Origin of the sequence: Enterococcus sp. S22(2020) (assembly GCF_020295385.1) — a bacterium.
Classification (GTDB): Bacteria; Bacillota; Bacilli; order Lactobacillales; family Enterococcaceae; genus Enterococcus_L; species Enterococcus_L dunnyi.
Window position 1 is genome coordinate 110,491 of the sequence record NZ_JACFUD010000004.1, and the last position, 16,812, is coordinate 127,302.

The 16,812-nt window shown below is 38.0% G+C and carries 17 protein-coding genes; 10 read left to right on the top strand and 7 right to left on the bottom strand.

Translation table 11 applies throughout. The features are described from left to right. Positions 1–17 precede the first annotated feature (17 nt). The 4 genes from H3T55_RS09095 to H3T55_RS09110 all read right to left on the bottom strand — a co-directional run bounded on the left by H3T55_RS09095 (position 18) and on the right by H3T55_RS09110 (position 4,168). Positions 18–947: a metal ABC transporter substrate-binding protein gene (locus H3T55_RS09095; RefSeq protein WP_225534230.1), complete on the bottom strand. Its 930-nt coding sequence runs from the start codon at positions 945–947 to the stop codon at positions 18–20. After that, the gene (locus tag H3T55_RS09100; RefSeq protein ID WP_087641159.1) at positions 944–1,798 is read right to left on the bottom strand and encodes a metal ABC transporter permease; all 855 of its coding nucleotides are present in this window, start codon (positions 1,796–1,798) and stop codon (positions 944–946) included. Before H3T55_RS09100 ends, H3T55_RS09095 begins: the two co-directional genes overlap by 4 nt. Then, complete coding sequence (locus tag H3T55_RS09105) at positions 1,795–2,550, bottom strand: metal ABC transporter ATP-binding protein (protein WP_225534231.1); 756 nt, start codon at positions 2,548–2,550, stop codon at positions 1,795–1,797. Before H3T55_RS09105 ends, H3T55_RS09100 begins: the two co-directional genes overlap by 4 nt. Before the next feature lie 424 nt (positions 2,551–2,974). Next, a complete protein-coding gene (locus H3T55_RS09110; protein ID WP_225534232.1) occupies positions 2,975–4,168 on the bottom strand; it encodes a serine hydrolase domain-containing protein in 1,194 nt (397 codons plus the stop codon). Between the two features lie 244 nt (positions 4,169–4,412). On the opposite strand from H3T55_RS09110, the gene H3T55_RS09115 reads away from it, so the two are divergent. From H3T55_RS09115 to mnmA, 5 genes are all read left to right on the top strand, one after another. Further along, the gene (locus tag H3T55_RS09115; RefSeq protein ID WP_087641162.1) at positions 4,413–5,378 is read left to right on the top strand and encodes a ribose-phosphate diphosphokinase; all 966 of its coding nucleotides are present in this window, start codon (positions 4,413–4,415) and stop codon (positions 5,376–5,378) included. 83 nt (positions 5,379–5,461) lie between these two features. After that, entirely contained in the window at positions 5,462–6,358 is an 897-nt protein-coding gene (rarD, locus tag H3T55_RS09120; RefSeq protein WP_087641163.1) for an EamA family transporter RarD, read from the top strand. Positions 6,359–6,442: 84 nt separating this feature from the next. Continuing rightward, entirely contained in the window at positions 6,443–7,591 is a 1,149-nt protein-coding gene (locus H3T55_RS09125) for a cysteine desulfurase family protein (RefSeq protein ID WP_225534233.1), read from the top strand. Between the two features lie 79 nt (positions 7,592–7,670). Then, positions 7,671–8,012: a DUF1831 domain-containing protein gene (locus tag H3T55_RS09130; protein WP_087641165.1), complete on the top strand. Its 342-nt coding sequence runs from the start codon at positions 7,671–7,673 to the stop codon at positions 8,010–8,012. 295 nt (positions 8,013–8,307) lie between these two features. Beyond that, the gene (mnmA, locus tag H3T55_RS09135) at positions 8,308–9,432 is read left to right on the top strand and encodes a tRNA 2-thiouridine(34) synthase MnmA (RefSeq protein WP_225534234.1); all 1,125 of its coding nucleotides are present in this window, start codon (positions 8,308–8,310) and stop codon (positions 9,430–9,432) included. Positions 9,433–9,644: 212 nt separating this feature from the next. Here the strand turns inward: mnmA and H3T55_RS09140 are convergent, their stop codons facing one another. Next, a complete protein-coding gene (locus H3T55_RS09140; RefSeq protein WP_225534235.1) occupies positions 9,645–10,052 on the bottom strand; it encodes a hypothetical protein in 408 nt (135 codons plus the stop codon). Positions 10,053–10,267: 215 nt separating this feature from the next. On the opposite strand from H3T55_RS09140, the gene H3T55_RS09145 reads away from it, so the two are divergent. Next, entirely contained in the window at positions 10,268–10,633 is a 366-nt protein-coding gene (locus H3T55_RS09145; protein ID WP_087641168.1) for a DUF1033 family protein, read from the top strand. A gap of 121 nt (positions 10,634–10,754) precedes the next feature. Here H3T55_RS09145 and H3T55_RS09150 read toward each other — a convergent pair whose 3' ends face one another. Further along, positions 10,755–11,465, bottom strand: coding sequence for a DsbA family protein (locus H3T55_RS09150; protein ID WP_225534236.1), 711 nt, complete (start codon positions 11,463–11,465; stop codon positions 10,755–10,757). Positions 11,466–11,638: 173 nt separating this feature from the next. Between H3T55_RS09150 and H3T55_RS09155 the strand changes: the two genes are divergently transcribed. Next, positions 11,639–13,723, top strand: a complete 2,085-nt coding sequence (locus tag H3T55_RS09155; protein WP_225534237.1) for a DNA topoisomerase III — start codon at positions 11,639–11,641, stop codon at positions 13,721–13,723. 62 nt (positions 13,724–13,785) lie between these two features. Here the strand turns inward: H3T55_RS09155 and H3T55_RS09160 are convergent, their stop codons facing one another. Beyond that, positions 13,786–14,100: a hypothetical protein gene (locus tag H3T55_RS09160; RefSeq protein WP_087641171.1), complete on the bottom strand. Its 315-nt coding sequence runs from the start codon at positions 14,098–14,100 to the stop codon at positions 13,786–13,788. Positions 14,101–14,245: 145 nt separating this feature from the next. On the opposite strand from H3T55_RS09160, the gene H3T55_RS09165 reads away from it, so the two are divergent. The 3 genes from H3T55_RS09165 to H3T55_RS09175 all read left to right on the top strand — a co-directional run bounded on the left by H3T55_RS09165 (position 14,246) and on the right by H3T55_RS09175 (position 16,810). Next, positions 14,246–14,932: a response regulator transcription factor gene (locus tag H3T55_RS09165; RefSeq protein ID WP_225534238.1), complete on the top strand. Its 687-nt coding sequence runs from the start codon at positions 14,246–14,248 to the stop codon at positions 14,930–14,932. Beyond that, on the top strand, positions 14,925–15,944 hold the full coding sequence (locus tag H3T55_RS09170) for a sensor histidine kinase (protein WP_225534239.1): 1,020 nt from the start codon (positions 14,925–14,927) through the stop codon (positions 15,942–15,944). Before H3T55_RS09165 ends, H3T55_RS09170 begins: the two co-directional genes overlap by 8 nt. Before the next feature lie 107 nt (positions 15,945–16,051). Next, entirely contained in the window at positions 16,052–16,810 is a 759-nt protein-coding gene (locus H3T55_RS09175) for an ABC transporter ATP-binding protein (RefSeq protein WP_225534240.1), read from the top strand. The last annotated feature ends 2 nt before the right edge of the window (positions 16,811–16,812 follow it).

Below are 16,812 nucleotides of genomic sequence, written 5' to 3' on the forward strand. Positions count from 1 at the left end.
CGGCTACTTTCTATCGTTTATTGCATCAAGCCTTCATGGATCTTATCCAGATTCCATTTCATCATTGTGTAGTAACTATCTCCATCTTCTCCCTTTTTGGCAAGAGAATCTGTGAAAATGGTACTGTAGATTGGTAATTTAGTCTCTTTTGATACGCGTTCCATACTACGTTTATCAACACTTGTTTCGACGAAAAGTACGGGCACCTTGGTTTGTCGGATTTGATCGATGATCTGCTTCATTTGATCAGGTGTGCCTTGGCTTTCGGTGTTGATCTCCCAAATATAGGCAGCCGTCAACCCATAGGCTTTAGAAAAATATTTAAACGCCCCTTCACTAGTTACCAATAGTTTTTGATCTTTTGGTATATCAGCGAATTTCTCTTTTGCTTCTTGATCCAAAGTCTCAAGCTTTTTGATATAGTCGTCTGCCTTTTTATTGTAACTTGCTTCATTTTCTGGGTCCTTATCGATCAACGTATTTCGAATCGTTTCTACATATGAAATACCGTTTTGGATGTCTAACCAAGCATGAGGATCTTGCTCATTTTCTTGGCCAGCACTTGTTAAATACATGGGAGTGACATTCTGACTGACAGAGAAATAATCTTCATTTTCTTTTTTATGAGCTGTTTCCATCAATTTACTGAACCAGCCGTTTCCGCCAGTTTCTAAGTTTAATCCATTGAAAAATAGAATATCAGCTTCTGATGCTTTGGCAATGTCCTCAGGTAGCGGTTCGTATTCATGTGGATCAGTTCCAACGGGGACAATGCTGTGGATATTCACTAAATCGCCACCAACATTTTCTACCATGTCAGCAAGAATCGAGTTAGTTGCTACGATATTTAGTTTCTTTTCATCTAATGACGTCTCTGATTTCGATTGACAGGCAGCTAATAAAAATAAACTTGCACATGCAGCAATAGTTATGACTATTTTTTTCATAGTGAGAGGTCCTCCTTCGGTTTGTTTGCAAAAAATAATCCCTTTTTTGGTGAAAATAGAAAAGCTAGAATAAAGAATCCGGCAGCAGTTAAAACGATGGTTGCTCCTGATGCTAGGTTATAAGAATAACTAAAGAACAAGCCGATAATTGAACTTAAAATGCCGAACAAAGAAGCAAGCCCGATCATTGTCGGTAAATGATTCGTCAAAAGATAGGCTGTAGCTGCGGGTGTGATCAGCATCGCGATCACTAAAATCGTTCCAACAGTTTGTAATGAAGAAACGGCCACTAATGTTAATAGAAACATCAGCGCATAGTGGAAAAATTGAACATTCAATCCATATGCTTGCGCCATTGTAGGATCAAATGATGTAATTTGCAGCTCTTTATAAAACACGCCCACAAATAGCAATACGAGAATACCTACGACTGCAGTGATCAAAATATCTGAATCACGAACAGCCAACACATTTCCAAAAAGAATATGGTAAAGGTCAGTGGAGCTTTTTGCAAAAGAAATCATGATGATCCCTAGTGCGAAAAAGGAGCTGAAGACTACACCGATCGCAGTATCATTTTTCAATTGGCTTTTTTGTGTGATAAAGCCAATCAATAATGCTGCTAAAATACCAAAGATAGATGCACCGAAAATATAATTTGCACCAAACATATAAGAAGCTGCGACACCTGGTAACACCGCATGAGAAATGGCATCTCCCATCAATGACATGCCTCTTAAAACGATAAATGAACCGATGATTCCTGAGATAAGCCCGACAATGATCGAGGTTATCAGTGCGTTTTGTAAAAACTGGTAACGGATCAAACCGTCAATAAAATTTGTGATCATGCATCAGCCACTCCTTTGATGATAATATCGCCCATAGATTCGCCATAAGCGAGTTGAATATTTCTGTTGGTAAAAGTCGTTGCTACAGGTCCGAAAGCAATCAATTCTTTCTTTAAAATGACCACTTCATCGAAATAATGAGCAACTTTATGCAGATCATGATGGACAATAATGATCGTCTTGCCAACGTCTTTCAATGCTTTGAGGATATCCATAATGACCTTTTCACTAGTCATATCGATCCCGACGAAAGGTTCATCTAAAACGATGATATCTGCATCTTGAGCCAGTACCCGGGCAATAAAGACACGTTGCAGCTGACCACCGGACAACTCGCCGATTTGTCGTTTGGCAAAAGCTTCCAGTTGAACAGTTCTTAAAGCAGCTAAGGCTTTTTCTTTTTCCAGCTTACCAGGACGGTGGAATAAGCCTAATTTAGGGTAGGTTCCTAAAAGGACAACTTCTAGAACATTGATCGGGAATGATAAATCTAATGCACTGCGTTGCTCTACATAAGCGATTCGCTTTTTCTGAGTGTCGATCGGTGTGTCACCGATCAAAACGTTTCGGGACTCCGTTTTGATCAGACCGAGCAATCCTTTCAAAAAAGTCGATTTACCAGCGCCATTTGGCCCAATGATACCGGTAATACTCCCAGAAGAGAGCTGTAATGAAATATCTTGTAATGCTTTTTGACCTTGATAGCTGACAGTCAAATGCTGGACTGTAATATTATTATTAGTTATAGACATAAAAAAACTCCTTTTTAGGTTTGCCTTAAAATTAGTATAAGACAAAGCTAAAATGAAATCAAGTTTTTTTAGGTGAACCTAAAAAAACGAGACAAAAGCGTTTAGCTCTGAGAAATAGAAGGAGCTGCTTTTGTCTCGCTATATATTTAGAATGAAAGGGTCTGGGACAAAACTCTGTGAGTCAAATCCCAGATACCTGGAATCTGGATAAACGGTGAGAGCAGAAGCAATCCCACTACGTTTCACTCCGATCTCATCAAATGCTAAGGGCTAAAGCCCTAAGCTTTGAAGGTCAGAAATAAGAAAGAATTCACAAAAATTTGGAAAACAATTTTCGTGAATTCTTTCTTATTTCTCGGGATTAGCCACTTCTGTCTCAACCTCTCTTTAAATGTGTCACAGTTTCTCAAAGGAAGTAAAATAATTAAGCTTTGTAAGGGCCAAGTAAATTGAACATCGCATTAGCTAAATCTGAATTTGTTTTATCTTTCGGATGCTGATTCGATAGAAGGATCACCGCATCTTGTTGATCTTTAGAAAATAATGCATTAGATTCAAAGCCAGCCTCTGAGCCATGTCCTTTGATATAAGTAGGAAAATTATAGAGACCGCCCATATACTTTGTTTCAGTTTCGGGTGTCCACACTTTATCGCTGAGTGTTTGGTCGATCAAATGACCTTCGAATAAGTTTGCATAAAAGCGATAAAGATCACCGACAGTCATTGCTACATTACCTGTACCAACTTCTTGATCAAAGGTTAGCTGATTGTCCGTGATTTCATTTCCCAAATCGTTGCCGTCGATTTTTTCATACGCATAAGTACGATTGAAAGAATTTAGGAAATCATCATAAAAAGAAGTGTGGGTCAGTTGTATTTTTTGAACGAAGGCTTGCTCAAACAATTCACGATAGGTTTGATTGGTCACACGCTCTAAAACACCTGCTAAAATTCGATAATTGACGCCGTCATATTTATATTTGTCGTAATCTCCCATTCGTGCATGGTTGATCGAAAAACGGAGAAAGTCATCTTCAGACATCATCTCTGTAGGGTATTCATTTTGGTACAAACCAGAACGCATAGCTAATAGCTGTCGAATCGTTATTTTATGACTTCCAGGCACAGTAGGATAAAATTGATCTAAGGTTTGCTCTAAGGATAAATGACCAGATTGGACTTGCCGTAAAATCAACACACAAGTCATTGCTTTTTGGATAGAACCAATTTGAAAGGTTGACTGATAGGTATTCGGAGTATTTTCAGATACATTTGCATAACCAAATCCTTTTTGCAAAATGATCTGACCCTTATGGACAACGAGAGCCGTACCAACAAAACTTTTATCGATCAATTGTTGATTTAATCGATCAGCAAGTTCTGAAGTCGGTTCGACCGTCTGATCGAAGTTTTCTTTTCTTTTTGCATCTGTGGTTAGAGAAGCAGAGGATCGTGTAGACGGAAGTGTTGTTTCGCTTGTAGCACTTTTGGAAACAGAATGAGATTGATGCTGAAAAAATAGCAAATATATTTCCAAGCCTACAACTACAAAAAGTAGTAAAATAACGAGCATAGGCAGCCATGAGTTTGATCCTTTGTGATGTTTTGAATGCCGCATAAGCGAATCACCTCCAATATAGTTCTTATTTTACTGATGAGGAAAAGAAACGCAATTTGATTCTGTGTGAATCAACGAACAATTTTGTAAGTATACTGTAATAAAAAAAGAGACAATATAAAAACACTTATTTTCTAGTAAGAAAGAAAAAGATTCATGATTTTTTATCGAATCAATGGTAGAATGGAAAATGAAGCTTTGAGTAAAAATACAGAGTAAAAATATCGAAAGTGCGGAGGAAATCATGACCCAAAAATACAAGGATAAAACATTACGGATCTTTAGTTTGAATGCCAATCGTCCTTTAGCTGAGAAAATAGCTGAGGTTGTCGGGACTGAATTAGGAAAGAGTACGGTTCGTCAATTTAGTGATGGAGAGATTCAAATCAATATTGAAGAGAGTATTCGTGGGGATCATGTCTTTCTGATTCAATCAACTAATTTACCGGTAAACGATCATTTAATGGAGTTATTGATCATGATCGATGCATTAAAACGTGCTAGTGCGAAAACAATCAATGTTGTTTTACCCTATTATGGCTATGCTAGACAGGACCGCACAGCAAAACCAAGAGAACCGATCACTGCAAAATTAGTAGCGAATTTGTTAGAAGAAGCAGGAGCAACACGAGTGCTGACGCTTGATTTACATACAGTTCAGGTGCAGGGATTCTTTGATATTCCTGTAGATAATCTTTTCACGATGCCGTTATTTGCGCATAACTATCGAAAACAAGGGAAGACCGGTGAAGATATTGTCGTAGTTTCTCCTAAAAACAGTGGCGTTCAGCGAGCAAGAAGCTTATCTGAATATCTTGATGCAACATTAGCGATCATCGATCAGGATGAAGTCGATGGCGTGCGTTCAGGTTATGTCATCGGTGAAGTCAAAGGAAAAACTTGTATTCTCGTTGATGATATCTTAAATACAGGAGAAACGTTGACAACGGCAGCTGAGATATTAAAGGAAAACGGAGCAAAATGTATTTATGCCTGTGCTTCTCACGGATTACTTTCAAAAGGGGCAAAACAGACATTAGATAACTCACCGATCGAACAGATCTGTGTGACAGATTCTGTCTTTATCTCAGAGGATCGTCGTCCTGAAGGTTTAAATATTGTATCTTGTGCGGAATTGATGGGAGAAGCAGTGAAGCGTATCCATGAAAATACACCGATGAGTCCGCTGTTTCGTTTAGAAGAAAAATAATCATTATCTGTTTTTACGAAAGAAGTTCAGCTGTGTGTTTATACTGAGCTTCTTTTTATTGAATAAGAAAGGGAGTTGTTTGATTGAAAGAACAAAGAAAAGGTGTTTTATTGGGATTTATTGCTTATATATTTTGGGGCGTTATTCCGATTTATTGGAAGTTGATGCCGATGGTCGATCCGCTTGATATCTTATGCTATCGAATTGTCTGGTCATTTTTATTTATGCTAATCTATATTTTTGTGACAAAAAAATGGACACTATTTTTAGCTGAAGTCAAAAGTGTTTTAAAAGAGAAGAAAAAATTATTTGCTATTATTTGTGCGGCTATTTTGATTTCATTAAACTGGTTTACATTTATTTATACGGTGAGTCAAGGGCATGTTACACAGGCTAGCTTGGGGTATTATATGAACCCTTTAGTCAACGTGCTGCTGGCAACCTTGATTTTAAAAGAAAAACTCAGCCGTTCGGGCTTGATCGCTTGTGGATTGGCTTTGACTGGAGTTGTGTTATTAACGATCCAAACAGGTCAACTGCCGCTGGCTCCGTTGATCATGGCGGTAACATTCAGTTTTTATGGGCTGATCAAAAAGGGAGTTTCTGTTAGTTCGTATACAGGCTTGACGATCGAGACCTTCGTTATTTTGCCGCTTGCGTTGATCTATCTGATCTTTTTCTCTAAGCAAGGCTTCATGAATTATGAACTATCAACAAATCTGCTATTGGTCGGTGCAGGTGTGGTCACAGCGATCCCGCTACTTCTTTTTGCGGAAGCTGCAAAAAAGATTTCCTATATCATACTTGGCTTCATCCAATATGTAGGACCGACCTTGATGCTTTTATCAGCATTGTTCATATACCACGAGCCGTATTCGTTAGAGCAATTTATGGCTTTTGGCTTTATTTGGCTGGGCATTGCAGTATTCACTTATGGAAATATTTATACGTACCGCAAAGAAAAACGATTTGTAAAATAAACGATATGACAGTAAATTTTGAGGAATGAGAACACTTATGTTAAACTAATGCCAATAAAAAGTGGTTCAGAAAGGAAGAGTTCAATGACTTCGATCTATTTAGACCATGCGGCAACAACTCCGATGCATCCTAGTGTCATTGAAGTAATGGCAGCTGAAATGGCAAACACATTCGGCAATCCATCCAGTATCCATACATTCGGCCGTCAAGCACACCGCAAGATTGAAAATGTACGTCAAGTGGTTGCAGAAAGCCTTCACGTCAAACCGCATGAAATTATTTTTAACAGCGGCGGCACTGAAGGCGATAATACAGCAATCATTGAAACAGCTTTATCTAAAAAAGAACAGGGAATGCATCTGATCACAACAGCAATTGAACATCCAGCGGTATTAGAAACAATGAAATATCTAGAAACGCTAGGATTTGAAGTGACATACCTTCCTGTCGATGAAACGGGGCAATTATCTGTAGAAAAGCTCAAGCAAGAATTGCGAGAAGACACAACGCTTGTTTCTGTGATGTACGGCAACAATGAAATCGGTAATCTCTTACCAATCAAAGAAATAGGTCTTCTATTGAAAGAGCATCCAGCTGTTTTTCATACAGATGCGGTTCAAGCATATGGGTCAGAACAAATAGCTCCTCATGAGCTTGGGATCGATCTACTTAGTATTTCAGCACATAAAATCAATGGACCTAAAGGGGTAGGATTTCTGTATAAAAATGATGCTCTTTCCCTTCCTTCTTTTTTACATGGTGGAGAACAAGAAGAAAAACGTAGAGCAGGGACAGAAAATGTTGCGGGAATCGTTGGTTTGGGTAAAGCTGTAGAACTTTTGACTGATGCCGAGAAAAAACGGCGTCATGAAGCGTATGTTGACTACCAAAAATTGATTTTAACAAAACTAGATCAGGCAGCTGTAGCTTATCAAATCAATGGTGCACCTGAAAATAAATTAGCGCACATTTTGAATGTACGTTTTCCTGAAGTGTCAAGTGACTTATTATTGATGCATTTAGACCTTCAAGGAGTAGCGATTTCTACTGGATCGGCTTGTACTGCAGGGACGGTCGAACCTTCTCATGTATTGGAAGCAATGTATGGGAAGGGCCATCCGGCTATCAAAGAATCAGTAAGGATCAGTTTTGGTTTAGGTACGAATATAGAACAAATCGAAGAATTTACAGATATTTTGATTCAAACGATCCAAAGACTTAAAGCGAGCTGAAAGAAAAGCTGATTAGTGGTAGAAAAAAATGACTATAACAATTATAATAGAAGAAACAATGAATAAATGAGGTGGAAAAATGGCATTTGCTGATAAAGCAACAGTAGAAGGCTGTGAAGTCTATTACAAAGTTAATGAACAAGCAAAAAAATATACATTAAAAGATAATGGATTTGTTGAAACAAATTCTGGTAATTTTCAATTGGTTCGTCCATTGGATGCAACACCCCAAAGTAAAGAAGGTTTCAAATTAAAAATTACGATCGCTAGCGACTTAAAAACATTGAAAATGTCTGTTACAACAGCTAACGGCTTAAAATCAATGAACATTTTCAAAGGTGATGCTCATGCGATGAGTCAGGAGAAATTCTATTTCTTGATGGATGGTATGATCAGTCGTGGAGTATTTGAAAAAGCGTAGATTATAGCAGAGGATGAGTCAAAAAACGCTTAGCTTCTGTTGGTGGTTGCGAAATTACTGGAGAATCTGACTTTTGGTCACCGTGTGTTAAAAAAACAGAGTTTTGGACAAAACTAGAAAACAGTTTTGTTCAGGGCTCTGTTTTTTGGCTATCCGATGATTTCTTAATTAAATGAGAAGAATCACTCAATACCTTTACATCTTTCAAAATCCTAGTATAATAAGTATCACTGAAAAGTTACGACCTTCAAATCGTGGATGATTTCAGAATCTAAATTGAAATGATGGTGATCAAATGACAGATAACAGCAAAACTCGTGTTGTTGTAGGCATGAGCGGCGGTGTAGATTCATCTGTTACAGCGTTGCTTTTAAAAGAGCAGGGCTATGATGTCGTGGGCATCTTTATGAAAAATTGGGATGACACAGACGAAAATGGTGTATGTACAGCAACAGAAGACTACAAAGATGTAGCAAAAGTTGCCGATCAAATTGGGATTCCTTATTATTCAGTAAACTTTGAAAAGGAATATTGGGATCGAGTGTTTGAATACTTTTTAGCGGAATATCGCCGCGGCCGCACACCGAATCCGGATGTGATGTGCAATAAAGAAATCAAATTCAAAGCATTTTTGGATTATGCAATGCAATTAGGAGCAGATTATGTGGCTACAGGTCACTATGCTCAAGTCGAACGTAAAGAAGACGGCACGGTACGTATGCTTCGTGGTGTCGATAATAATAAAGATCAAACCTATTTCTTGAGTCAACTGTCTCAAGCACAACTTTCTAAAACAATGTTTCCGTTAGGCGGCATGGAAAAATCAGAAGTCCGTGCGATCGCTGAAAGAGCTGATCTTGCTACAGCCAAGAAAAAAGATTCAACCGGTGTATGCTTTATCGGAGAAAAAAACTTCAAACAATTTTTAAGTAACTATCTGCCAGCTAAAAAAGGAAACATGGTTACATTAGATGGTGAGATCAAAGGCCAACACGATGGTTTGATGTATTATACGATCGGTCAACGCCAAGGACTAGGAATCGGTGGGGGTAAAGGCTCACAAGAACCATGGTTTGTGATCGGTAAAGATCTTGAAACGAATACATTGTATGTTGGTCAAGGCTTCCATCATGAACGCTTGTACGCGACTCATTTAGATGCAAGTGAAATTCATTTTACCGTTGATACGGATATGCCGAAAGAATTTGAATGTACAGCGAAATTCCGTTATCGTCAACAAGACGTACCAGTCAAAGTTGTTTTAACTGGTGATGGGACCACAGCGAAAGTCATTTTTTCAGAGCCAGTTCGTGCAATCACACCTGGACAAGCCGTTGTCTTTTATGATGGTATGGAATGCCTTGGTGGCGGTCTGATCGACCAAGCCTATCAAGAAGAAAAAGTTCTACAATATATATAGTAGATTGAGACAAAAGTCGTTAAGGTTTGAGCAATTGAAGCAAAAGAAAAATAATACGTTTTTTGTAATGATTGCCTTTTGAAAAATTGTCGAAGAACCAGACTTTTGACCACTTTTATCAAGTTTTAGAGCGAAACTGGGTCGTAACTCGTAGAGTTACGACCCAGTTCTTTTTAAAACGAATAAACGGTGGAAGCAGAAATAATTTCCGCTTATTTCTTGGAGTTTGTCCCATCCTGACTGCTGCTATTACGAAAATAGGCTCTAGATTCCGGGGATACAATCAAATAAACAATTGAACCGAATTCTGCTACACGAAAAGCTAACATAACCATTTTTGGGAAAATCCGCACCATGATCGGCGGATAAAAATAAATCAAAAAGATAAAAGGAATAAATAAGCAAGCCAAGATATACCCTTTTTTTCCGCCAGTCAAAAGACCAGCGATCACGATGATATAAACGATGAACACTAAAATTTGATACCAAACATCTGCTCCAAAGGTTCCATCCCCTTCAACAACAGCTTTCAGCGCCATGATCAGACTAATAATGATCAAAATATTATTGTAAAGAAGTAGATAAAGGCCAATTGAATTCCAAAATACAGGTTTTTTCATAATAAACGATCCTTTCCATAGTATTCCTATTTTAGCAAAAGCCTTTTCCGTCTGCAATTAGATAAAAAGGAAAAATTTGACGTTATTCTCCTTTGACTTATGGTAAAATGAAAAATGAGCGTTTAAACAAAAAACATTTCACAAGCACTTAAGTTGAAAGATTCCTTTTAAGTGACTAGAATAGCACTTGTAGAAAGAATTGGAGTGATTAACGGATGTACCAAGTAATTACCATGTACGGTGATAATGAACCGTGGTGGTTTTTTGAAGACTGGCAGGAAGATATTGAAGAAGAGAAAAGCTTTGACTGTCTTGAAGACGCAGAACGTTACTACATAAAAAAATGGCAAGAACTTTCATCAACTCATGAATACATAAATACTAAAGTAAATTATTTGGCAGCGTTTTGGAATGACGGTGATGAGCGTTGGTGTGAAGAGTGTGATGAAGATTTACAACAGTACAGAGGATTAGCTTTGTTAAAAGATCATCAGGCTGTTACGTTTGAAAGCGGCGATGATTTTCATGAACGTCATAATGATTGTGCAAAACCAAAGTGCTGTAAAACAAGTTTAGTCTAAAAATGAAGCTGAGATAAAAAGCGTTTAGTTCTGGGAAATAAGTCGCTTTCTCTCGTCTTTTATTCAGAAGTAGAGCCCAAAACAAAACTAAAAACTAGTTTTGTTTTGGGCTCTTTTTTGATCAATCGCAGACCCATTTGCCATCTTCCATATTACAAGAAGCACCAGCGGACTGGTCAGTGTCTACGATCTCAATGATAGGACTTTCTTTTTCTTTGATCGTTTTGATCGCCTGAATGATCTGCTCAAGCGGCTGAGCACCATTTATCAGATACTTTCCATTAACGATCAATGCCGGAACACCCGATAGTTGATACTGATCGGCTAATTGAAAATCAGCGTCAACTAAAGCGAGTGTGGCAGGATCATCAAATGCTTTTTGCCATTGTTCAAAATCTAAAGAGCTTGCTTGAACGAGAGCAGAAATGACTGACAGATCTTCAATATTTTGATTTTCAACAAATAGCGCATGTTGTAACGCATCGAAAAGTTCCCAGTAGCCTTCCTGACCTGCAATCACGCCCGCAGCTTTAGCAGCGATCAACCCGTTTTTTGAAGTTGGGAAAAGAAAGTCTTTTTGCTCCATTCCTTTAATATTAAAGCGGTGCAGCTCGTCATTTTGATTGGCATGGGCCCAATGTGAGAGGATTTCCTGCTTCGCTTGCTCTCTAGAACCAAACATTTGAGCAAGATGTTCAGGCTCCCAAGCGAGGGCAAAGGAACGGTGGATGATTTTTATATCGGGAAGGGTCTTTTGAACTTGTCTCATTCGATAAGACATGGGAAAACAAAAACTGCAAATAACGTCGTGAAAAAATTCAATTGTGATCATAGTTTCTCCTTTTTATACTTACTAATAGTAAGTATAAAGCTTTATTCGTAACATTTCAATAAAAAGATTTCCGAAGATCGCAATGGTGGAAAAGAATATGTTAAAATGAAGGCATTGAAATTTAAAATTAAACGGACATCTATATAAAAGTCAAAGAAAAGTGAGTGAAAAAAATGGCGAATAAACAACTGATCATTGCTGAAAAACCTAGTGTTGCCAAAGATTTGAGTAAAGTTCTAGGAGCAAATCAAAAAAATAAAAGCTATTATGAAGGACCGACTGTCATCGTGACTTGGGCGTTAGGTCATTTATTAGGATTAAAAATGCCGGAAGATATCAATAAAGAATGGCAAAGCTGGCAAATGGAAACTTTGCCGATGGTGCCAAAAAATCTAGGGATCAAGCCTTTGCCTAAAACAGGCCATCAATTAAAAGCGATCAAACAATTAGCGAATCGCAAAGATGTATCAGAAGCCGTGATCGCAACGGATGCTGGACGTGAAGGAGAACTTGTTGCACGCTGGATCTTGGAGTATGTTCACTTCAATAAACCAGTCAAAAGACTATGGATCTCTTCTCAGACAGACAAAGCGATCAAAGACGGTTTTAAGAAATTGCGGCCTGCTAAAGAGTATGACAATTTGTATTACTCTGCACTAGCTCGTGCCAAAGCAGACTGGTTAGTCGGTTTAAATGTGACAAGAGCATTGACTGTTAAATATCAGGACAGCTTGTCAGCAGGACGTGTTCAAACCCCAACATTATCGTTAGTACGACAACAAGAAAAGAAAATCGAAAGTTTCCGTCCACAAGCTTATTTTTCTGTAGACCTACATGTGCAAAAAGAAAAAGCAAAATTAGTACAAAGTAATCCATACAGTTTCAAAGAGCGAAATGACGTAGAAGTATTTGTTAAAAAGCTTAGTGAAACCAAAGGGAAAGTAACGGATATCCAAGAAAAAAGTAAGACAGAACAAGCGCCATTGCCTTATGATTTAACAGAAATCCAACGAGAAGCGAACCAACGTTATCAATTTTCAGCAAAAAAAACATTGTCCCTTGTTCAAAGCCTATATGAATTTCATAAAATCGTCACTTATCCAAGAACAGACAGTAAATACTTGACCACAGATATGAAAGCGACAATGAAAGAACGACTGCAGGCAGTCAGCGATTTTGCACCAGAAGTGAAAACATATATCAAAAATGGCGCTCAGGTCAAATTGACGAAAGTCTTTCAAAATGAGAAAGTTACAGATCACCACGCTTTGATCCCGACAGAGCAACGGCCGCGTTATGAGAAGTTGAGTGGCGATGAACAAAAAATCTACAACATGATCGTTACACGCTTTCTAGGAATGTTCGCAGAACCGCACCGAACAAAACAAACAAAAATAACCGTGAGTTTTGGCAAAGAACAATTTATTTTCCGTCAAAACAAAGTAGAAGAAGTAGGCTGGAAGCAAGAGAAAGAAGAAGCTGTATCATCTGTTGATTGGAAGCTAGATATGGTGATTCCGCCGAATTTTACGATCAATAAAGAATTAACGAGTCCACCAAAACCGTTGACAGAAGGAACCTTACTAGGATTGATGGAAAAGCATAGCTTGGGAACACCAGCGACTCGTGCTGAAATCATTGAAAAGCTGATCAAATCTGAATTGATGGAGCGTACAACAAGCGGCTTGATGGTTTCTTCAAAAGGAAAACAATTACTTGAGCTAGTCAATCCATCGTTGGTAACACCTGAGCTAACAGAAAAATGGGAAAAAGAACTTGAAGCGATCGCTAAAGGCAAGCAAAGCAGTACCGCTTTCTTGAAAGAAATCGAGCACGATACGAAAAAGCTTGTCAGTGAAATCAAACAAAGTGAAAGCAAATATCAGGATTTTTCGATCACACAAAAGAAATGTCCAGACTGTGGTTCAAATTTACGCGAGAAAAACACCAAAGATGGAAAAATTTATGTGTGTACCAATCAAGAGTGTAACTACCGCAGAAGAAAAGATCCTAAGGTATCGAATCATCGTTGCTCTCAATGTCATCGTAAAATGGAGATCATTGAAGGGAAAAATGGTGCCTATTTCAAATGTAAATACTGCTCGATCACTGAAAAAATGCAAGACAAAAAAGAACGTAGTAAAAAATTGAGCAAACATGAAGAACGAAAACTAATGAAAAAATATGCTCAAAAAGAAGAACCAGAAGAAAGTGCATTAGCTCAAGCGCTAAAAGCTGCGATGCAAAATAATGATTAACCAATAAAAATAGACCTAGAGAAAAGTTCTAAGAACGATCTCTAGGTCTATTTTTTTTAAGCTTATTTATACAAACTTTGTTGATGAAAAGCAAAATACTGGATAAACAATGCTTTCACTTTGCTGGTAGCAGTTTTTGCAAAGGGTAAAATCACAGTAAAGCTAAGCGCTGCAAGGATTGCTCCTAAAACGATGCGCCAAAGCGTGAATTCCTGTAACTGCAGGAAATGTGCACCAATGACTAAAAACGGTGAAGCGATAAAAGAGTAGACGACGACCCACAAAGAGAAAATAAGTGCAATCAACGCAATACCAAATCCAACTAAAATCAAATCTAAAAATAATAACCCAACAAGTGCAGCCCCATTTATTTTCATTATATACCTCCTGAATTTCATTTGATATCTTAAGTATGACAGAAAGAGCAATGAAAAGCCCCCGACCTGAGACTGATTTTTTATTAATAGGAAATAATGCTAAAATAGGGAATAGAAATGAATAGAAGGATTACGGAGGATAGGTATGAACCAGAAAATATTCATTGTTGAAGATGATCCAGTGATCACAAAAGTGCTGGAAGAACATTTGACTCAATGGGGCTTTAGTTGTTGCAGTGTAGTGGATTTTCAGCATGTCGATCAAGAGATTCAAGCGTTTGAAGCAGATCTTGTTTTGCTTGATATTTCATTGCCGTTTTATAATGGTTTTTATTGGTGTCAGGAAATTCGTAAAGATTCAGAGGTCCCAATTATTTTTCTTTCATCTGCTAATGATAATATGAATATGGTCATGGCAATGAATCTTGGTGGAGATGATTTTATTCCTAAGCCATTTGACCTTTCTGTTTTAGTGGCGAAAATCCAGGCTTTACTCCGTCGTAGCTATCAGTTTGGGCAACATCAACAGGAGTATCACTATACAGAATATGAACTAAATCCACAGGAGAATGTTGTCAAACGGCGTGATGAGTCCGTTTTGCTCACACCAAACGAAAGTAAAATATTATTACTGTTATTTCAGCATGTCGGTAAGATCGTTCCTCGTGAAGACATCATGGAAAAGCTCTGGGAGGGCGATGAGTTTGTCGATAGCAATACATTAGCTGTCAATATGACTCGCTTAAGAAAGAAATTATCAGCTATTGGATTGGATAAAGCGATCCAAACGGTAAAAAACAAAGGCTATTTATTGGAGGATACCGATGAGTAAATTTTTCGACGAGCTTCAGTTGTTTCGATCTTTTCTAAAAGAGCGTATTTTACTTTATGGCGGGTATCTACTCTTATGTCTGATTTTTTTATGCACGTTTTATCTTTGGGAAATTCCTTTAGAACCATTTTTTGACGGAGCGGCGTTTACCTTTGTTTGTTTAGTTCTTGTTTCCATCGGCCGTTTTTTTCGTTATCGTCGTGTGCATAGAGAATTATTACGTATGAAAAAAAATCCAAACTTCCATTCCAGTCAACTTTCTTTATTGCCTAAAGGCAGTCGGTCCTTACTTGAAGCCGATTATCGGGACCTTTTTTTGACCGCTGTTGCGCAAAAGGAAAAAGTGGAAGTAACTAGTGAAGAATTAAACAACCAATTGATCGATTATTATAGTATGTGGAGCCATCAAATCAAAACACCGCTTGCCGCATTAGATCTTCTTGTTCAGGCTCAACCTGAACCTTCTTCAACAATGAAGGCTGAACTGTTTAAAATCGAAGAATATTTGAATATGATGTTGCAGTATTTAAGAATAAATCATGTAAATAATGATTTGGTTATAAAAACACTTGATCTAGATCACTTGATTCATTTGACTGTAAAGAAATATGCCAGCTTTTTTATTCAAAAAAACTTAACGATCACGATAGCTTCAAACCTAAAAAAAGTAATCAGTGATGAAAAGTGGTTTACCTTTATCCTTGAGCAAATTTTGTTCAACGCGATCAAGTATACTCCAAATCAGGGAGAAATCAGAATTTATTTTGAAGGCGAGTCTTTAGTGATTGAAGACACTGGTATTGGCATCTTAGCAGAAGATCTACCCCGTGTTTTTGAACAAGGATATACAGGATTTAATGGACGGGAACATCAAAAAGCGACAGGGCTAGGACTTTATATGAGTGAACAGATCGCTCAAAAAATTGGATTAGTCTTAACGATCGAATCTGAGATCGGTAATGGAACGAAAGTTTTTATCCGTTTTCCACAGGAGCAGTTTCAAGTTGAATAATAAAACCAAACTTACCATATCGTAAGTTTGGTTTTTTATCTGTAAGTAGTATCTTTTTTTGCCCTGCATTATGATAGATATAAGTAATGAACAGGAGGAAATGGCGAATGAAGTTATTGGATGTCAAAAATATAAAAAAGACCTACCAGACAAGGTTTGGCGGTAATCAGGTGGAAGCGTTGAAGCAGATCAACTTTTCTGTTGAGAAAGGAGAATACGTAGCGATCATGGGCGAATCTGGCTCTGGGAAAAGTACGCTTTTGAATCTCTTAGCCACCTTAGACAAACCGACCTCTGGAGAAATATTATTGAATGGAAGTAGTCTTTCAGCTATTAAAGAGAAGGATTCAGCAGCCTTTCGTAGAGATCACCTAGGTTTTGTCTTTCAAGATTTCAATTTGCTGGATACTTTTACAGCACGGGACAATATCTTTTTACCTTTAGTTTTGGCAAAGGTCTCGGTTGTCGAGATGGAAAAGCGGATAGCGCCTTTAGCAGCTAAGCTAGGTCTGGTTGGTTTACTGGATAAATATCCTTATGAACTGTCAGGCGGGCAAAAACAGCGAGTTGCTGCGGCTAGAGCGATCATTACCAGTCCAGATATTATTTTAGCGGATGAACCGACCGGCGCACTAGATTCGAAAACTTCCGCTCAATTATTAGCGATGTTTCAGCAGCTGAATGATGATGGGCAAACCATTTTGATGGTTACTCATAGTTCTGTCGCAGCAAGTCATGCCAATCGAATTTTGTTTATTAAAGATGGTCAAGTGTTCAACCAGCTGCACCGTGGGCATCAAACGAATGATCAATTTTTAACGATGATCTCGGAAACGATGACGGCATTATTAACGAAGGAGGTCTGAGG